At 58.5% G+C, this 18109-nt stretch carries 16 protein-coding genes and 1 tRNA gene; 6 read left to right on the top strand and 11 right to left on the bottom strand.

Annotated elements, in window-relative coordinates:
• Positions 1 to 114 precede the first annotated feature (114 nt).
• Positions 115 to 342 (top strand): DUF6555 family protein, encoded by a 228-nt coding sequence (locus ACYZT9_RS12810; protein WP_462010104.1) that lies wholly within the window; start codon positions 115 to 117, stop codon positions 340 to 342.
• Positions 343 to 417: 75 nt separating this feature from the next.
• Here the strand turns inward: ACYZT9_RS12810 and ACYZT9_RS12805 are convergent, their stop codons facing one another.
• The gene (locus tag ACYZT9_RS12805) at positions 418 to 615 is read right to left on the bottom strand and encodes a YbdD/YjiX family protein (protein WP_462010103.1); all 198 of its coding nucleotides are present in this window, start codon (positions 613 to 615) and stop codon (positions 418 to 420) included.
• A 14-nt stretch (positions 616 to 629) separates the two neighbouring features.
• Complete coding sequence (locus ACYZT9_RS12800) at positions 630 to 2687, bottom strand: carbon starvation CstA family protein (RefSeq protein ID WP_462010102.1); 2058 nt, start codon at positions 2685 to 2687, stop codon at positions 630 to 632.
• 390 nt (positions 2688 to 3077) lie between these two features.
• Here ACYZT9_RS12800 and ACYZT9_RS12795 point away from each other — a divergent pair, with 390 nt between their 5' ends.
• Positions 3078 to 4439, top strand: a complete 1362-nt coding sequence (locus tag ACYZT9_RS12795; RefSeq protein WP_462010101.1) for a cache domain-containing protein — start codon at positions 3078 to 3080, stop codon at positions 4437 to 4439.
• Positions 4440 to 4465: 26 nt separating this feature from the next.
• A complete protein-coding gene (locus ACYZT9_RS12790) occupies positions 4466 to 5098 on the top strand; it encodes a response regulator (RefSeq protein WP_462010100.1) in 633 nt (210 codons plus the stop codon).
• Positions 5099 to 5109: 11 nt separating this feature from the next.
• On the opposite strand, the gene ACYZT9_RS12785 is transcribed toward ACYZT9_RS12790, so the two are convergent.
• The 4 genes from ACYZT9_RS12785 to ACYZT9_RS12770 form a co-directional block, all read right to left on the bottom strand.
• Positions 5110 to 5550: a CBS domain-containing protein gene (locus ACYZT9_RS12785; protein WP_462010099.1), complete on the bottom strand. Its 441-nt coding sequence runs from the start codon at positions 5548 to 5550 to the stop codon at positions 5110 to 5112.
• Between the two features lie 40 nt (positions 5551 to 5590).
• A complete protein-coding gene (gene nirD, locus ACYZT9_RS12780) occupies positions 5591 to 5968 on the bottom strand; it encodes a nitrite reductase small subunit NirD (RefSeq protein WP_462010098.1) in 378 nt (125 codons plus the stop codon).
• Positions 5968 to 8529, bottom strand: coding sequence for a nitrite reductase large subunit NirB (nirB, locus tag ACYZT9_RS12775; RefSeq protein ID WP_462010097.1), 2562 nt, complete (start codon positions 8527 to 8529; stop codon positions 5968 to 5970). Before nirB ends, nirD begins: the two co-directional genes overlap by 1 nt.
• Before the next feature lie 352 nt (positions 8530 to 8881).
• Entirely contained in the window at positions 8882 to 10051 is a 1170-nt protein-coding gene (locus tag ACYZT9_RS12770) for a DUF1624 domain-containing protein (RefSeq protein WP_462010096.1), read from the bottom strand.
• Positions 10052 to 10309: 258 nt separating this feature from the next.
• Between ACYZT9_RS12770 and ACYZT9_RS12765 the strand changes: the two genes are divergently transcribed.
• From ACYZT9_RS12765 to ACYZT9_RS12755, 3 genes are all read left to right on the top strand, one after another.
• Positions 10310 to 12049, top strand: coding sequence for a dipeptidase (locus ACYZT9_RS12765; protein ID WP_462010095.1), 1740 nt, complete (start codon positions 10310 to 10312; stop codon positions 12047 to 12049).
• A gap of 512 nt (positions 12050 to 12561) precedes the next feature.
• Positions 12562 to 13005, top strand: coding sequence for a hypothetical protein (locus tag ACYZT9_RS12760; RefSeq protein WP_462010094.1), 444 nt, complete (start codon positions 12562 to 12564; stop codon positions 13003 to 13005).
• Positions 13006 to 13017: 12 nt separating this feature from the next.
• A complete protein-coding gene (locus tag ACYZT9_RS12755) occupies positions 13018 to 13806 on the top strand; it encodes a hypothetical protein (protein WP_462010093.1) in 789 nt (262 codons plus the stop codon).
• A gap of 288 nt (positions 13807 to 14094) precedes the next feature.
• On the opposite strand, the gene ACYZT9_RS12750 is transcribed toward ACYZT9_RS12755, so the two are convergent.
• From ACYZT9_RS12750 to ACYZT9_RS12730, 5 genes are all read right to left on the bottom strand, one after another.
• A tRNA-Gly gene (locus tag ACYZT9_RS12750) sits at positions 14095 to 14170 on the bottom strand.
• Positions 14171 to 14231: 61 nt separating this feature from the next.
• Positions 14232 to 14792 carry a CDP-diacylglycerol--glycerol-3-phosphate 3-phosphatidyltransferase gene (pgsA, locus tag ACYZT9_RS12745; protein WP_461986080.1) on the bottom strand — a complete coding sequence of 187 codons (561 nt, stop codon included), beginning with the start codon at positions 14790 to 14792 and terminating at the stop codon, positions 14232 to 14234.
• A 32-nt stretch (positions 14793 to 14824) separates the two neighbouring features.
• Positions 14825 to 16648: an excinuclease ABC subunit UvrC gene (uvrC, locus tag ACYZT9_RS12740; protein WP_462010092.1), complete on the bottom strand. Its 1824-nt coding sequence runs from the start codon at positions 16646 to 16648 to the stop codon at positions 14825 to 14827.
• A gap of 2 nt (positions 16649 to 16650) precedes the next feature.
• Positions 16651 to 17292: a response regulator transcription factor GacA gene (gene gacA, locus ACYZT9_RS12735; protein ID WP_008015884.1), complete on the bottom strand. Its 642-nt coding sequence runs from the start codon at positions 17290 to 17292 to the stop codon at positions 16651 to 16653.
• A 126-nt stretch (positions 17293 to 17418) separates the two neighbouring features.
• A complete protein-coding gene (locus ACYZT9_RS12730; protein ID WP_462010213.1) occupies positions 17419 to 17883 on the bottom strand; it encodes a GNAT family N-acetyltransferase in 465 nt (154 codons plus the stop codon).
• Positions 17884 to 18109 lie beyond the last annotated feature (226 nt).

Here is an 18109-nt window from a genome sequence, read left to right as displayed (position 1 = left end):
GGCTTGTATGGGTGTTCAGAGAATGTGCGCGGAGGCGGGATAAAATCCTGAAAATAAAGTGAACTGGCACTAAGCCACTAATGTCGTAGCGGCATCACCTGGAGAAAGTGGCTGATGCGCGCTCGGCATTTTGAAATCACCTACCGCTTGAACAAGTCTCGTCGAGTGTTTGTCCAGCCGGACTCTCATATGACGGAGGAAGATGCGTGGTACTACGCCTGCCTGCACGCAGGCGTGGACTTTTTTTATGGAGAAAATGACGCTGAGGACAATCACGCCAGATTGCTCAAGTATGCTGATCAGCACGACTTGACCGACGTCAATTGGGAAGAATTACCCTGAGCAGGAGGTTTCAACCGCTCGCAAAAACGCCGCTCAGTGAGCGGCGTTTTTTTTCAACCAAGCCCGCCTAAGCCATTAACAGCACTTGGGCCCGGCCTTGCTGCCATAACGAGCTTCCTGGCGCTCCCGGAAGAACACCTCATAACTCATCACCGGTTTGTCCGGGTGTTTGGTCCGCATATGCTCGACGTAAGTGTCGTAGTCGGGCATGCCGACCATCAGGCGTGCGGCCTGACCGAGGTATTTACCGAGGCGACTCAGGTCATTGAACATGCTGCACTCCTCGGTCAAGCGTCCGGCAGGGCCTGAAATGGCGCTTCTTTATCCGTGCGCTCCTTGGTTCCCCAAGCGGCAATGCCGACCTTGAGGGCAAAGAACAGGATGCTGAAGACCACCAGCAGGAACAGCGCGGTCAGCGTTGCGTTGGTGTAGGCGTTGTAGATCACGTGCTGCATCTGCTCAATGCTCTTGGCCGGGGCGAGTACCTGACCGTTGGCCAGTGCGTCACTGTATTTCTTCGCCAGCGCGAGGAAACCGATGGCCGGGTTGGCGTCGAACAGCTTGATGAAACCGGCGGTAGTGGTGCAGATCAGCAGCCAAACCGCTGGCAGCATCGTGACCCAGACGTAGCGCTGACGTTTCATTTTGATCAGCACAACGGTCGCCAGCATCAGTGCGATACCGGCCAGCATCTGGTTGGAGATGCCGAACAGTGGCCACAGGGTGTTGATGCCGCCCAGCGGGTCGATCACGCCTTGATAGAGCAAGTAACCCCACATCGCCACACATCCGGCGGTGGCGATCAGGTTGGCGGTCCAGGATTCGGTGCGTTTCAGCGCCGGCACGAAGGAACCGAGCAAGTCCTGGAGCATGAAGCGTCCGGCACGGGTGCCGGCATCCACAGCGGTCAGGATGAACAGCGCTTCGAACAAAATCGCGAAGTGGTACCAGAACGCCATGGTGTTTTCACCCGGCAGGACACTGTGCAGGATCTGCGCAATGCCGACCGCCAAGGTCGGCGCACCGCCGGCGCGAGCCAGGATGGTGGTTTCACCGATGTCTTTGGCGACAGCTTGCAGGGCTTCCGGGGTAATCAGGAAACCCCAGCTGCTGACGGTCTGAGCGACCGAAACGACGTCAGCACCGACAATCGCCGCCGGGCTGTTCATGGCGAAGTACACGCCTGGCTCGATCACCGAAGCGGCAACCATCGCCATGATGGCCACGAACGATTCCATCAGCATGCCGCCGTACCCGATGTAGCGGGCATGGCCTTCGCTGGCCAGCAGCTTCGGCGTGGTGCCCGAAGCGATCAGCGAGTGGAAACCCGAGACCGCGCCACAGGCAATAGTGATGAACAGGAACGGAAACAGACCGCCCTTCCACACCGGGCCAGTGCCATCGATGAACTGGGTCAGCGCCGGCATTTTCAGTTCGGGCATGGTGATCAGGATGCCGATCGCCAACGCCACGATGGTGCCGATTTTCAGGAACGTCGACAGGTAGTCACGGGGTGCCAGAATCAGCCACACCGGCAGTACCGCGGCAACGAAGCCGTAGCCGATCAGCATCCAGGTGATTTGTACGCCGGTGAAACTGAATGCCTTGGCCCAGACCGGATCGGCGGCAATCTGCCCGCCCAGCCAAATCGAACCCAGCAGCAGCAACACGCCGATGACCGAGATTTCGCCGATGCGGCCCGGACGGATGTAACGCATATAGATGCCCATGAACATCGCGATCGGAATGGTCGCCATCACCGTGAACATGCCCCACGGGCTTTCGGCCAGGGCCTTGACCACGATCAGCGCGAGCACCGCGAGGATGATGATCATGATCAGGAAGCAACCGAACAGCGCGATGGTGCCGGGGATGCGGCCCATTTCTTCGCGGACCATGTCGCCCAAGGAGCGACCGTTACGGCGGGTGGACATGAACAGGACCATGAAGTCCTGAACCGCACCGGCCAGCACCACCCCGGCAATCAGCCACAGCGTGCCGGGCAGATAGCCCATCTGCGCCGCCAATACCGGGCCGACCAAAGGCCCGGCGCCAGCGATGGCTGCGAAGTGGTGACCGAAGAGCACGTGTTTGTTGGTCGGTACGTAGTCCAGACCATCGTTGTTGAGCACGGCGGGCGTGGCTCGATTCGGATCGAGTTGCATCACCTTGTTGGCGATGAACAAGCTGTAGTAACGGTAGGCAACGAGGTAAATAGCGACTGCTGCGACTACGATCCAGAGGGCGTTGATCGCTTCGCCGCGGCGCAGGGCCACGACACTCAGCGCAAACGCTCCCAGAACAGCCACGGCAAACCAGGCGAGGTGTTTAGCCAGACGGGGCATAGCGTGTCTCCTGCCGACAGCCAGTGACTGCGGCGGTAATTTTTATAATTGTGTCCGCTGTGCGGAGCTGGCCCAATATCCGCGCATGCCGTCTACAAATAAATCCGCGTTACTACGTACGTGACGCCTACGTAGTTCTACGTAGATGACGCTGATCCATCAGTCGAAACGCAAGACCCTGTGGGAGCGAGCTTGCTCGCGATGGCGGTGGCTCAGTCAACCTCGAGGGTGAATGTCAGTCCGCTATCGCGAGCAAGCTCGCTCCCACAGGGTCTTGCATTTCAACGAACTGACATCCCTGCCGCCGGTCATTACGTCCAGCAACGCTACTGGACGCGCGTATCTTTGGCATATGATGCCGGCCTTCCCCCGGTCCGCACAGGAACCCAGATGCAGCTCAAACACAAAATCGTCGCGCTCGGGATTCTGCCGCTGGTGCTGGCGATCGCTGTCATCTGTGCGCTGGTGATTTCCCTGAACCGGCAACTGGGCGACCAACAGGCGCAGTTGATCGAAGACAGCATCCTGGCCAGCAAGCGCGCCGAACTGAAAAACTACGTGGAAATGGCACAGAGCCTGATCGCGCCGCTGTACGACGACGGCCGTGGTGACGCGCGCGCCCAGCAGCAAGTGCTGGAGGAACTTCGCAAACTCAGCTTCGGTATCAATGGCTATTTCTTCGTGTACGACCGCGAGGGTCGCAGCTTGATGCACGCGCGGCAATCAGAGCTGGTAGGCAAATATTTGTGGGACATGCGGGACCCTCAGGGACTGCCCGTGATCCAGGCATTGCTCAAGAGCGCGCAATCCGGTGAAGGCTTTCAGCGCTACGCCTGGAACAAGCCCTCCTCCGGCCAGGTAACCGATAAGCTCGCCTACGTGGTGATGCTGGATCACTGGGGCTGGATGCTCGGCACCGGCATTTACCTTGAGGACGTTGAACGCGCCACTCAGCAGGCGCGTGACGAGGTGGCCCAAGGCATCCGCAAAACCATGCTGGCGATTGCCGCCGTCGCGCTGGTGGCGGTGCTGTTCGTATTTGCCAGCGGCATGACGCTGAACGTCAGCGAGCACCGTCTGGCCGACAAAAAACTGCAACGCCTGACCCAGCGTATCGTCAGTTTGCAGGAGGAAGAACGCTCGCGGGTTTCCCGTGAACTGCACGACGGCATCAGTCAGGTGTTGGTCTCGATCAAGTTCCAGTTCGAACTGGCCAGCCATGTGCTGGAGAACGGACAGGACAAAGGCTTGAGCATTTTAAGGGAGGCCACGGAGCGCCTGGGGGAAGCGATTGGCGAAGTCCGCAGCCTCTCTCATGATTTACGTTCATCCCTGCTCGACACCCTGGGTCTGTCGGCAGCCATCGGCCAACTCGCGGAGGAGTTCGAGCAGCGCAGCGGGCTAACGGTGACCTACAACGACAATGAATTCGACTGCCATCTGGTCGATGGTGCAGCGGTCTCGCTGTTCCGCATCGTGCAGGAAGGCCTGACCAACATCGAGCGGCATGCCCAGGCGAAAAACGTTTCCATTACCCTGCACGGGTCTGAAGAATCCATACGGCTGACGGTGGTCGATGACGGTGTCGGCTTCAACGTCGCTCAGGTCGAACGGCGTCATGCCGGAATTGGCCTGCGCAATATCCGTGAGCGTGTCGAGCATTTTGGCGGCCGATTCGAACTGATATCGACACCGGGAAGAACTGAACTGGATGTGCTGCTGCCAATGAAAATGCCCGGCGCAAAACGCTGACCCGACAATAAGAGTGAATGCCTGAGATGAACCTGCCCTCCCCGATCCGCGTCGCCCTGGTCGACGATCATTCTTTGGTCCGCGACGGGATCAAGGCGTTGCTGTCCGTCATGGCCCCGTTGGAAGTGGTGGGCGAAGCCGACAACGGTGCGGACGCCATCGAGATGGTAGGACGCTGCCAGCCGGACCTGTTGCTGGTCGACATCGGCCTCCAGGACATGAATGGCCTGGAACTGACACGCTTGCTGCGCAGTCAGTACCCGTCGCTCAAAGTGCTGGTGCTCAGCATGTACGATAACTATGAATACGTGAGCGAATCCGTGCGCTCCGGTGCCAGCGGCTATGTGCTGAAAAATGCACCGTCACGGGAAATCATCGCCGCGATCGAAGCCATTGCCAGCGGCGGGACGTTCTACAGCGCTGAAATAGCCCAACGTCTGATCGCCGATAAAAGCACCGACAATGAACTGACTCCGCGCGAAAGTCAGGTGTTGTACAAAATGGCCCAAGGCATGAACAACAAGGAAATGGCCCGCGAACTGGACATCAGCGTGCGCACCGTGGAAACCCATCGCCTGAGCATTCGCCGCAAGCTCAACATCGACAAACCGGCGGCGCTGGTCAAGTACGCGATCGATCACGGGATCATTTCCAGATAGATCCGCCCTGTTTAATGCCCACGAATGTAATGCTCCAGCTGCCGAATCAGATCGGCCTGCTCGACAATGGCTTCTTTCACCAGATCACCAATCGATAACAGGCCAATCAGTTCGCCCCCCTCCACCACCGGCAGGTGGCGCAAATGACTGTCGGTCATCACGGCCATGCAGCGCTCGATGCTCTGCTGACTGTCGGCTGTCACCACCGGTGCGCTCATGATGTCGCGCACCGGCGTGCCCACCGAGGAGCGCCCCAGCAGCACAACCTTGCGTGCATAGTCGCGTTCACTGATCACGCCGACCACGTGCCCGGCCTCGATGACCGGCAGCGCGCCGACATTCTTTTCGGCCATCAGCTTCAGCGCTTCAAGCACCATCTGATCGGGCGCAATGCTATGGACATGCTGGTTTTGCACGACCTTCAGTTTCAGCAGTTGTGCGGCTGTTTTCATCAATACCTCCGATTCCGTTGCGCGATGCGCTTGATCACCTTCAAGAAACGCCGACTTCCACCACGTCACCATTGAACCGCACCGGCCAGACACGCAGGCGCTGTTGCGGATATTCCAGGCAACTGCCATCTTCCAGCCGAAAATGCTGCTTGTAGATGGGCGAGGCCACCACCAGATCGCCCTTGATGCTGCCGACCAACCCGCGACCGATCACATTCGCCCCGGATTGCGGGTCGTGGTTGTCGATGGCGTAGAGGGTCTGGCCCTCAGCACTCGGCAGGTAAAACAGCGCCACTTGTGCGCCGTCAAGCCAGACGACGACACCGGAGTCGCGCACCAGATCCTGTTGCGCGCACACCGATTTCCAGACTTCGGTGCCGCTCAAGGCATTGATGCGTTGGGTAGTGGACGGGCTCATCAGGCAATCTCCTCAGTAACGGGAATCAGGTTTAGCTCGGCGGCCATGATCGGGCGCCGCTGACCACGCTCTTGAACAAAGTGGATGTCCGGGTCGGGGCGCTTGTCGTTGACAAACGTGCGGAAGCGCTTGAGTTTCTCCGGGTCTTTGAGAGCGTTGGCCCATTCGCATTCATAGCGGTCGACGACCCACTGCATTTGCGATTCAAGTTCCGCGCCAAGCCCGAGGCTGTCGTGGATGATCACGTCTTTGAGGAAATCGAGACCGCCTTCGAGGCTTTCGCGCCACACCGAGGTGCGCTGCAATTTGTCGGCGGTGCGGATGTAGAACATCAGGAAGCGATCGATGTAGCGGATCAGCGTGGCATCGTCCAGGTCAGTGGCGAACAGCTCGGCGTGACGCGGACGCATGCCGCCATTGCCGGCGATGTAGAGGTTCCAGCCTTTTTCGGTGGCGATCACGCCGACGTCTTTGCTCTGGGCTTCTGCGCATTCGCGGGTGCAACCGGACACCGCGAACTTGAGCTTGTGCGGCGAGCGCAAACCCTTGTAGCGGTCTTCGAGGGTGAGGGCCATTTGCACGCTGTCCTGCACGCCATAGCGGCACCAGGTGCTGCCGACACACGACTTCACCGTCCGGGTCGATTTACCGTAGGCATGCCCGGTTTCGAAACCGGCTTCGATCAACTCGGCCCAGATGTCCGGCAACTCGTGCAATTGCGCACCAAACAGGTCGATACGCTGGCCGCCGGTGATTTTGGTGTAGAGGTCGTATTTCTTCGCCACCACGCCGATTGCAATCAGTTTGTCGGCGGTGATTTCGCCACCCGGGATGCGCGGCACCACCGAATAGGTACCGTTTTTCTGCATGTTGGCCATGAAGGTGTCGTTGGTGTCCTGCAACGGCACCAGCGAGGCGTCCATGATCGGCTGGTTCCAGCACGACGCGAGGATCGAGCCCACGGCCGGCTTGCAGACATCACAACCGGTGTGGCCACGGCCGTGTTTGGCCAACAGTTCTTCGAAAGTGATCACTCCTTCTACCCGCACCAGCGCATACAGTTCCTGACGGGTGTAGGCGAAGTGTTCGCAAAGGCTTTTATCGACGCTGACGCCGCGAGCAATCAACTCATGTTCGAAGACTTGCTTGAGCAAGCCGGCGCAACCGCCGCAGCCGGTGCAGGCCTTCGTTTGTGACTTGAGCAGGCCGAGGTCAGTGCAGCCGCCATCGATGGCCGAGCAGATCGAACCCTTGGTGACGTTGTGGCACGAGCAGACCGTGGCCGACTCGGGCAACGCGCCCGGGCCGAGGGTCGGTGCGCCTTCGGAGGACGGCAAAATCAGGCTGGCCGGCTCAGATGGCAGCGCAATCGCGTTCTGCATGTACTGCAGCAGCGTATCGTAATAGCTGTTGTCGCCGACCAGCACTGCACCGATGACGTGCTTGCTGGAGGCATCCACCACCAGCCGCCGATAACTGGCCGTGGTTTCGTCGATGAACTGATAGCTGCGCGCGCCCGGCGTGTGGCCGTGCGCATCGCCGATGGAGCCGACGTCGACGCCCAGCAGCTTGAGTTTGGTCGACATGTCGGCGCCCAGGAACGGCTCGGCAGCGTCGTTGCACAAGCGTGCCGCCACACCGCGCGCCATCTGGTAACCCGGCGCGACCAGACCGAACAGGCCGCCATTCCAAGAGGCGCACTCGCCGATGGCGTAGATGTCCGGGTCGCTGGTCAGGCATTCGTCGCTGATCACTACGCCGCCGCGCGGGCCGATTTCCAGCGAACATTGCCGAGCCAGCGCATCTTGTGCGCGGATTCCGGCCGAGAACACGATCAGGTCGGTTTCAAGAGACTCGTCGTTGGCGAAATTCATGCGGTAGCGATAGTCCTCGCCCGCGCTGATCGATTGAGTGGCGCGTGACAGGTGCACACCGACGCCCAGCCTTTCGATCTGCGACTTGAGCGCAAGGCCTCCCATTTCGTCCAGTTGCACCGGCATCAGGCGCGGGGCGAATTCCACCACATGCGCTTCCAGGCCCAGGCTCTTCAGCGCGTTGGCGGCTTCAAGGCCGAGCAGGCCACCGCCGACCACTACGCCACGTCGGGCGTTGGCTGCCGCGGCGCGGATAGCGTCGAGGTCTTCAAGGGTTCGATACACCAGGCGCGAATCGCCTTCTGCACCTTCGATTGGCGGCACAAACGGATAAGAGCCGGTGGCCAACACCAATTTGTCAAAAGGGATGCAGCCCTGCGCGGTCATCACCTGACGACGGGCGCGGTCGATTTCCAGTACCGGCACACCCAAATGCAGGGTGACGCCCGGTGTCTGGTAAAGCGACGCATCCGACAGCGCCAACGATTCGGCATCACGGCCGGAGAAGTACTCGGAAAGATGCACGCGATCGTAGGCGCGCATCGGCTCCTCGCTGAAGACGTGCAACTGATACCGGTCAAGAGCGCCCCGCTCGATCAATTGCTCGACACAATGATGTCCGACCATGCCATTGCCAATCACGATCAGCGTTTGCACTGTGTTCAACGCGGCAACATTGGAATTCATAAGAAGCACCCGGCTAAAACGGTTCAAAAAGCAAAAAAAAACGCCTGAAACCTTGCGGTTCCAGGCGTCTTTGCCTGTTCTTTTGCGGTGTTAGCACCAGACGTCTATGCCTGATCCACCGATGTTGCCCGTGATTCGATCGACGTTGACCGAGAGGGCTGCCCACTCGACTGCGCTAATGATGGGCCTGTTCGGTGTGTTGCAGTGTTTGTGCCAGATTGCTCAGAACGTGCTGCAGGGCGGTTCTCAGGCGTAAAGGCGTTGAATGGACGCGGGCAAACAGCAGGCGCACTGCCTTCGCATAGTGCAGCGCGATGCTGCGCGGCTTTATAAAAGGGCACGAATGGCGACCTTAAAGGTACTTGAGCCAGGCAATATCTCGACGCCGGGCCTTCAATCCGGAGAACCAACTGACCGGACGATAAAGTGCAATAGCCAGCAGGATTGCCACCAGCCAGACGGCTCCTACCGAGTCGAAACCAAACCAGGCGCCCTGGTTCAATCCGAACAGTGCTACGGCAATGACGTACAAAACCTTCAGCACGTAGAGGTGCAACAGATAAAAGAACATCGGCGCCGATCCGTACACCGTCAATGGACGCAACCATTGACTCTTCTGTAAACGCTCAAACCACAGAAGCAGCAAGCATCCGATACTCAGGGTCAACGCGACAAACAGCAGCGACGGCGGATACTTGGTGATGTTGAAAAAACTCATCAGCGTTTGCAGGGACGTTTCGCCCACGCTCCAGGGTTTGTCGCCATAACCATTGAGCAGCCGCAGCGCAATGAATCCCGCCAGCCCGGCGCCACCACAGATCAGCAATGTGCGTTGGCGTACCGTGGCGTCCACCGCTCGCCCGAACCACGGGCCGATCGCATAACCCAGGCCGATCACGCCGATCCACGGCAGCACCGGATAGGACGTGCGCAGCCGAAACCCTTCGGACAGTTCGATCCAGCCGCGATCATGGAGAATCGCCCAAGGTACGTGCATCGCCGATTCCACGGGAAAGTGAAGCGTGTCCAGCAGGTTGTGCCCGGCAATAATCGCAAGGCTCAAGAGCAGTAACACCGGACGCGGCAGCCAGACCATCACCGACAGGGCAATCATGCTCAAGCCAATGGCCCATATCACCTGCATATAAATAACGGTCGGCGGAAACTGGAACGTCCAGGCGAAGCTCACCAGGGTGAATTCAAGCACCACCAGGAAAAGTCCTCGCTTGAACAGGAAGCTGCAGACGTCTGCCTTACCGGCGTACTTTTCACCGTACAGCCAGGCCGATAAGCCGGTGAGCAGCACAAAGACGGGTGCGCACAAATGGGCCAGCGTCCGGCTGAAAAACAGTGCCGGTTCGGTCGTGGCAATGTCCATGGGATCGGACACCTGACGATGCAGGAAAAAGGTCTCTCGAACGTGGTCGAGCAGCATGAACAGAATCACCAGGCCTCTCAAGGCATCGATGGAAAGGAGCCGGCCAGCGGTCGTGTCGGAGGGGCGATGAAGTACAGTTGTCATGGAGGTTTCGCAATACAGGAGGTGGACAAACATGTTCCGCGGAACAGATTGCCGAGCACCTTATATTGTTACCCTATAACATCGCCACCCCCCGCCTGTGGGAGCGAGTTTGCTCGCGATGAACTTGGAAACGCCGTGTTTACCCAGAAACACGCGTTTTCGTTGTCGACCATCGCGAGCAAGCTCGCTCCCACAGTGTTAGTGTTGAAATGTTTTGTTTCACATCAAGTCCACTCTCTGCAAAGGAATGCCCAAGCAATGAACTTCTCACTCAAGCGCCTGGCCGCGACATCGCTGATGTTGGCCAGTATTTCGTCGTTCACCACGGCAGCGCACGCCAACATTACTCCGCAACAAAGCGCGACCATCCTCAAGACGTTCAGTGACGCATCAGTAACGGACTTCAGGCAGTTCCTGACGAGCCTGGCCAAGAACGATCTGGCCAAAACCGGCGACCTCGGCCCGGCGATCAATGCCTTCCTCGACAACAAGTCCCTTTCCGCCGGCCAGCAGAACGAGATTCATCGTCTGCTCGGCCTCTATGCGCGCGTCAAGTACGGCAGCGCCGCCACCGAGACACTATGTGAACTGGTGGCCATCCCGACCTTCCGCGTGGACGGCGTTGCCCAGCACGACAACCCTGAATTCATCAAGATCGCCGACAAAATCAAGAGCCTTGCCGAAGCCTTCAACCTGACCTATCGAAACATCGACAACCGCGTCTATGAAATCTCGCTCGAAGGCAGCGGCGGTGAAGTTGTCGGCATTCACGCCCACGCCGACGTGGTGCCCGTGACGCCGGAGAATTGGGTCCTGCAAGACGGCACCCGCCTCGATCCGTTCAAGGTCACCTTGATCGACGATCGCATGTATGGCCGGGGCACCGAGGATGACAAGAACGGCATCGTCGCGGCGCTCTACGCCATGAAGGTCATCAAGGAAGAGAAGCTGCCGCTGGCGAGGAACTTCAAGCTGTTGGTGGACACCACCGAAGAAACCTCCGGCGACGCCATCCCTTATTACTTTGAACGCAACCCGACACCCAACTACAACCTGGCGTTGGATGGCGGTTACCCGGTGGTGATTGCCGAAAAAGGCTACGGCACGGTGATGACCAATTTTCCCAAGCGCAAGGCAGACGGCAAGGGCGCTGAAATCGTCTCGATGACTGGCGGCCTGGCGACCAACCAAATTCCGTCAGCTTCGGTCGTGACCCTGCGAAGTGACATGCCCGCCGAACTGGCTACCCGATTGCAAAAGGCCGGTGCTGATTATGCCAAGCGCAATGGCGGTAATTTCAGCGTGACCACCAAGGTTGTCGGCAAGGACGTCAAGCTGACGGTCACCGGCGTTTCCGCCCACTCTTCCGAACCCGAGTCGGGCGTCAACCCGGTGGCGAGGATGCTGGACTTCATCAACAGCCTCGACGGCAAGGTCGCGCTCAAGCACAACCACATCACCGACGCCGCCCGCTACGCCGCCGACAACTGGGGGCTGGATTACCTGGGTGGCAAATTGGCGGTCGGCTTTTCCGATGCGTTCATGGGACCGCTGACCGCTTCTCTGACGTATGTCGGGATGGATGAAAAAGCCTTCAAACTGGCGGTCAACCTGCGCGTGCCGAAGGGCAAGTCCCCGGAAGTGCTCAAGGCCGAAATCGCCGACAAGATTGGCGCCTGGAGCAAAAAGTCTCACATTGCGGCGACCTTCGATTACTCGATCGCCGAACCGATGTACCGCAACCCCGAGGGTGAATGGGTCAAGGCCCTGCTGGCCGTGGCCAGCGAAAACCTTGGCATGGCACACGAGTACGGCACCTCCGCCGGCGCCACCTCGGTTCATGAATTGCCCAATGGCGTGCAGTTCGGACTGGCCCGGCCAGAGGTCAAATACACCGGCCACACCGACAACGAGTTCAAGACCGTCGACCAGTTCCTGCTGGACCTGCAGATTGTGACCGAGATGCTGGGGCGTGTTGGGCAGTTGCCGAAACTTTGATCTCTCTCAGACCTGCCAGGCTGGCAGGTCTTCTTGATCTGAAGGTGCTGAAGTCTACGCCTGTAGTACAGGACACAAATTTCAGGCACAAAAAAAGTCGCTCATCGAGTGCTCGCAGTCTCGCGCGGGCTGGCACTCCCTTCCCTAAAGGTTTTGGTTGTAGAGCCGATTCAAATGGGCTTGATACCCAGAAATCGCTACGAAGGACCGTCCATGGACGCCCCCCGCAAATTTGGAATTGCAGGTTCCTCGATGTTTCTTAGCCCCCGACAACAACGGGCACTGTCTCGGCCTCGCCGCAGTAACGTCATAACTTCGATAACCCTACAAAGTACGCGCCCGTGATCACAATGAATTCCGGGCGCATTAAGGAGCTGTTTGCTGTGAGTTTTCTATTTCGCCTGGCGGGTGTCATCTTCGCTGTAACCCCGGCTGGTTGTGCCCTGCAAGGTAACGGGATGGCTGAATACCAAAAGCGCAACGCTGCCGAGCACTAGGTACAAAATCAAGCCATGACGGCCCGTGTACAAACCCGACCGCTGCCGTTGAATACGACTTTCAGACTCGGCCAAACTGCCGTGGTGATGGTTAACGTGCCGGCTGAAGGCATCGAGCCGGCCACCCAGGCCCGGCTTTTCGCTGGCTGCGATTCGTCGACATTAACCATGGATTATCGAAGCGGCAAGGACTGGACCAGACCTTATGTCCTGCCAGTAGACACAGCGCGAAACATGATCCAGCAGATGTGCCAAGCGGTCCGAGACAGCAGCTGGAAGCAGCTTCCCGGCGACGGCGAGGACATTTTGTTACTAGACTCGGGCACCCTGGGCATAGAGAACTCCCGACGTTCGATATGGGCAGGCGTCGACTTTGGGCGCACCCGCCTGGATGAAAACGAAGGGAGACCCTACGACCGTCAGTTCGAGCGTGTCGAGGTCGACTGCACTACCCGCTAGGCGAGCACCCGCTTGGCTTATCGTTTGAGCCGCCAAGCATTGCTGCCGCCCCCCGATCAGCCGCTTGTCAGTGCATTGGACACAGAGCAACGCGCCCGGCTAATTGGCGCCGTGTGCGCCGAACCAGCCAATCTGGCGCAACTCGCCCCCCTAGTCATCCGGAAAAAAACACCTCCGAACATGCTTACGCCAGAGGTCCCGGCGACACTGCTGGCACAGGTGAGCGCACTGCCTCAGGGACAACCGACCCACACGCTCAGCCATTTGCAACTCACGTACAAGGTCACCTCCCCTTTGTTGCCGCACGCCGTGATCAACAACAGTCCACTGGACTTGTATTTGCAACCGGGCCCGGCCCGCGGCATATGGCGCGAACAGGCGACGGGAGCCTTGAACGGCGAGCGTGTGAGCATCCGCTGGCGTGGGCTTATCGAACTTGCCGAGACGAGCCATACCAGGCTCACTGGCGAAACCGACCTGCGAAGCACCCTAACGAACATCGACCTGGTTGGCGATTGGCAGAACCTCAAGCCCGGAAGTGCTATCGCCTACAGCAAAACCTTTACCACCAGCACCGGCAAACCGTTCGTGCAAAAGTACGAGTGTTCGGTGAGTGAATCCTTTCCTGCCACACACAAAGTCGCCGTGCGAGGGATGGCGCGCAATGTTACTTGCGTCACAGACAATGGGCTGAAAGCAACAAACGTGTACCTCTACCTGGAGGCCTATGACCTGTTCGTAGAAACCGCCGAAACCACCGTACTCATTGTTCAGGTCCACACGCTTAGGGCGGCAGATTAACGCGTAATCTCGGGTGTACCTTTTGCGATCCGCCCCATCTGCACAACTCCATGGTTGTCGAGATTTTAGGGCGGACAGCTACCTGAGGGCAGCATCATCCACCAGCGAACTGCTACGTCCGAAGGCCGGATTTCGATGTACTTATTGATGTACACGAAATGCGTGGCTGGTTGGGTTCCAGCAGAAATCGCTGGAGCGAAAAAAGAGGCCGAAGCCTCTTTTTTCAATGCCAACCACAAAAAAACACGCAAAAAAAAGCGCCACTCATTGAGTGGCGCTTTTTATATTTGGAGCGGGAAACGAGACTCGAACTCGCGACCCCGACCTTGGCAAGGTCGTGCTCTACCAACTGAGCTATTCCCGCGTCTTGGTGAGGCGCATTCTATAGAATCCAAATGCTCCGTCAACCCTTTGATTCAAAAACTTTATTTCTTTTCCACGTCGGTCTTCAAATGCGGCCAGGCAGCCCGCAGGTATTGAACCATGGACCACAGCGTCAGGCCCGCCGAGATCAGGAGCAAGGCGTAACCTAACAGGACCCAGAACGTGAAGGACGACGGATTGGCCAGCAGGATCACCAGCGCCAGCATTTGCGCAGCGGTTTTCCATTTGCCCAGGTTCGACACGGCGACATGAGCACGAGCACCGAGCTCGGCCATCCATTCGCGCAATGCGGAAACGACAATCTCGCGACCGATGATCACGGCGGCCGGCAGCGTGAGCCACAGGTTGCCGTGTTCCTGCACCAGCAACACCAGCGCCACGGCGACCATCAGCTTGTCGGCCACCGGGTCGAGAAACGCCCCGAACGGCGTGCTTTGCTCCAGACGGCGAGCCAGGTAACCGTCCAGCCAGTCTGTAGCGGCGGCAAACGCGAAGACCGAAGCGGACGCCAGGTAGCTCCATTGGTAAGGCAGGTAGAACAATAAAATGAAGATCGGGATGAGCAGGACGCGTAGAACGGTAATCAGATTAGGGATATTCATCGGCACAACTGGCTACGAGGTGAGGTGGCATTCTACTCGCTGTGCAGATTTGCATAAATCAACTCTGCGAGCTTTTTACTGATCCCGGGTGCTTTGGCGATCTCGTCGATGCTGGCACGAGACAGCTCCTGCAATCCACCAAAATGTTTCAACAAATCACGCCGGCGTGTCGGCCCAACGCCTGCGACGCCTTCCAGTGTAGACGTGCGGCGCGTTTTGCCACGACGGGCGCGGTGCCCGGTGATTGCAAAACGGTGAGCTTCGTCGCGGATCTGCTGGATCAAATGCAGCGCCGGGGAATCTCCGCGCAAGGTGAATTCGTGAGCGGCATCGTTGAGGTACAAGGTTTCGAAACCGGCCTTGCGCGTCGCGCCCTTGGCCACGCCCAGCAGAATCAGGTCGGGCACCGCCAGTTCATTGAGTACATCGCGCGCCATGGACAACTGACCTTTACCACCGTCCACCAGCAAAATATCCGGCAGCTTGCCCTCCCCGTCCTTCAACTTACTGAATCGTCGGGTCAGGGCCTGGTGCATCGCAGCGTAGTCATCGCCCGGCGTCACACCTTCGATGTTGTAGCGACGGTAATCGGACTTGATCGGGCCTTCCGGGCCAAACACCACACAGGACGCCACAGTCGCTTCGCCGCTGGAATGGCTGATGTCGTAACACTCCAGGCGCTGCGGCGGCTCATCCAGTTTGAGCACATCGGCCAGCGCATCGAAACGCGCGGCAACGTGTTGTCGGTTGGCCAGGCGCGCGCCCAGTGCCTGCTCGGCATTGGTCACGGCCAATTGCTGCCAGCGTGCTCGCGTGCCACGCACCCTGTGACTGATGGTCAGTTCGCGACCTCGCAACTCGTCAATGGCCGCGATCAACGTCGGAAAATCTTCGTGCACCACGTTGACGATCAATTCGCTCGGCAAGTCGCGTTCGGGGCTGCTGATGAAGTATTGACCGAGAAACGCGGCCATGACTTCGGAAACGTCTTCTTCAATACCCACCTGCGGGAAAAAATTCTTGCTCCCCAGCACCCGGCCACCGCGCACGCTGATCAGATGAACGCAAGCACCGCCCGGGTTGACGAACGCGGCGATCACGTCGACATCTCCGCTCCCGCCCTCCATGCTCTGCTGATCCTGAACCCGGCGCAGCAAGGAGATCTGGTCACGCAATTCGGCGGCCCGTTCGAATTCTAGGTTGATCGCCGCCTCTTCCATACCGGCGGATAACTCGTCGGTCAGCGCGTTGCTGCGCCCCTCGAGGAACATCACCGAGTGCCGCACATCTTCGGCGTACACCTCGGGCTCCACCAGACCGACACAGGGCGCCTTGCAGCGTTTGATCTGATATTGCAGACATGGCCGCGTACGGTTCTTGTAATAGCTGTCTTCGCACTGGCGAACGAAAAAAGTCTTTTGCAGCAGGCTCAGGCTTTCGCGAATCGCGCCGGCACTGGGATAGGGACCGAAATATTTGCCTTTGGCCTTTTTCGCACCGCGATGAATGCTCAGACGTGGGAACTGGCCATCGGAAAGAAACACGTACGGGTAGGATTTGTCGTCGCGAAGCAGGATGTTGTAAGGCGGACGCCATTCCTTGATCAGCGTCTGCTCAAGCAGTAAGGCTTCGGTTTCGTTGGCCGTGATCGTCGTTTCGACCTGGGCAATACGCGCCACCAGCGCCGCCGTTTTAGGAGCGAGCCCGGACTTGCGGAAGTAACTCGACAGACGATTCTTGAGGTTCTTGGCCTTGCCGACGTAAAGCAGACGCGCCTCGCTGTCGAACATCCGATAGACGCCGGGGCGTCCACTGACCGTCGACAGGAAAGCGCTTGGATCGAAGGTGTCAGTCATTTTCAGAGGCTGGCATCAACCATGCCGTGACGAACCGCCAACAGCGTCAACTCGACATCGCTGCTGATCGAAAGCTTTTCGAAAATTCGGTAACGGTAGGTGTTCACGGTTTTGGGCGACAGGCACAACTTGTCGGAAATGATCTGGACCTTCTGGCAGCCGACAATCATCAGCGCGATCTGGATTTCCCGTTCCGACAGTGCGTCGAACGGCGAATCGTTGGTCGGCTGAAAGGATTTGATCGCCAGTTGTTGTGCAATCTGCGGGCTGATGTAGCGTTGCCCGGCAAACACGAGGCGGATAGCCTGGACCATTTCCGGCAACCCGGCGCCCTTCGTCAGGTAACCGGCAGCACCGGCTTGCAACAACCGTGTCGGAAACGGGTCTTCTTCGCACACGGTGACCGCGACGACTTTGATGTCCGGATGACTGCGCAACAGTTTGCGGGTGGCCTCAAGACCGCCGATACCGGGCATCTTGACGTCCATCAGCACCACATCGGGTTTCAACTCACGCGCCTTGAGCAGGGATTCTTCGCCTGACTCAGCCTGGCCGACCACTTGCAGGCCATCGATGTCAGCCAGCATTCGTGTAATGCCTGTACGAACGAGATCATGGTCATCGACTACTAGCACCCTAATCAAGCAGACACCTCGCGATATGGTCTTATTGGGTTGTCGACACCTTAGCAAAAAGCGACTGGCAGACCTAGCGGCAAGCGTCATATAAAAAGTTTCAATACATCTTGAAAGGCTTGTCCAATGCGTGTTTCAGCGATTCGCGACATCTATATCGCGCTGCATTCTCAGGAAACACTCATCTGCCCCCACCACCTCCAGGCCCTTTCTCTCGTATAGCACTTTCGCGGGATTATTCTCAAAAACCGTCAAACGCAATGCCGGGCGTCGCTCCTTACGCGTCATCGCCAATACCTGATCGATCACCCAGGAACCGACGCCCTGCCCCTGAAACACTTCGATCACCTGCAATTCACGGATGTACAACGCTCTCGCGTCCCGGCTCAGGCTCACGTAACCCAGCCGCACGTCGTCGCGAACAATCAGCCAGTTCTCGCGGCTCGCCCAGGCCACATCGAAGGCCTCGTCCTGCCACAACAGATCGTGCTGAATGTAGTAGCGGAGCATGTTCTGGCAGGTTAAATCCCGGGCGAAGTCGAGATCTGTCGCCGTGGCAGGACGCAAATCAAAACCGGCAGCGAGGGGCGATGGCGTCATTGTTCGTCTTTGGGTTTTTTTGATGAGTCCGAAGTGTGTCACACCCTTCGACGCACTCAAGCAATAGAAATCGCCGTCGGCGATCGATAGCAATTTCTGATTGAATCCGCGTACCGGCCTCTAGTAAGCTCGGCGCATCCATCGGAGACAGACCATGTTCTACGCCCTCTCACAGCTTCGTACCGCCAGCGCCCCGCGCTCTGTTGCGGCTGCCCGGGCGAACACC

The organism is Pseudomonas sp. ZT5P21 (assembly GCF_054897785.1).
Note: the sequence above shows the minus strand (reverse complement) of the source record. Positions and strands in the feature narration are given on the sequence as shown.

What these genes read in the sequence shown, in the direction of transcription:
- ACYZT9_RS12730 (WP_462010213.1), bottom strand. Translation starts at nt 17,883, where the DNA reads ATGACGCCATCGCCCCTCGCTGCCGGTTTTGATTTGCGTCCTGCCACG.
- pgsA (WP_461986080.1), bottom strand. Translation starts at nt 14,792, where the DNA reads ATGAATATCCCTAATCTGATTACCGTTCTACGCGTCCTGCTCATCCCG.
- ACYZT9_RS12765 (WP_462010095.1), top strand. Translation starts at nt 10,310, where the DNA reads ATGAACTTCTCACTCAAGCGCCTGGCCGCGACATCGCTGATGTTGGCC.
- ACYZT9_RS12805 (WP_462010103.1), bottom strand. Translation starts at nt 615, where the DNA reads ATGTTCAATGACCTGAGTCGCCTCGGTAAATACCTCGGTCAGGCCGCA.
- uvrC (WP_462010092.1), bottom strand. Translation starts at nt 16,648, where the DNA reads ATGACTGACACCTTCGATCCAAGCGCTTTCCTGTCGACGGTCAGTGGA.
- ACYZT9_RS12770 (WP_462010096.1), bottom strand. Translation starts at nt 10,051, where the DNA reads ATGACAACTGTACTTCATCGCCCCTCCGACACGACCGCTGGCCGGCTC.
- ACYZT9_RS12810 (WP_462010104.1), top strand. Translation starts at nt 115, where the DNA reads ATGCGCGCTCGGCATTTTGAAATCACCTACCGCTTGAACAAGTCTCGT.
- ACYZT9_RS12800 (WP_462010102.1), bottom strand. Translation starts at nt 2,687, where the DNA reads ATGCCCCGTCTGGCTAAACACCTCGCCTGGTTTGCCGTGGCTGTTCTG.
- nirD (WP_462010098.1), bottom strand. Translation starts at nt 5,968, where the DNA reads ATGAGCCCGTCCACTACCCAACGCATCAATGCCTTGAGCGGCACCGAA.
- nirB (WP_462010097.1), bottom strand. Translation starts at nt 8,529, where the DNA reads ATGAATTCCAATGTTGCCGCGTTGAACACAGTGCAAACGCTGATCGTG.
- ACYZT9_RS12790 (WP_462010100.1), top strand. Translation starts at nt 4,466, where the DNA reads ATGAACCTGCCCTCCCCGATCCGCGTCGCCCTGGTCGACGATCATTCT.
- ACYZT9_RS12785 (WP_462010099.1), bottom strand. Translation starts at nt 5,550, where the DNA reads ATGAAAACAGCCGCACAACTGCTGAAACTGAAGGTCGTGCAAAACCAG.
- ACYZT9_RS12760 (WP_462010094.1), top strand. Translation starts at nt 12,562, where the DNA reads ATGACGGCCCGTGTACAAACCCGACCGCTGCCGTTGAATACGACTTTC.
- ACYZT9_RS12795 (WP_462010101.1), top strand. Translation starts at nt 3,078, where the DNA reads ATGCAGCTCAAACACAAAATCGTCGCGCTCGGGATTCTGCCGCTGGTG.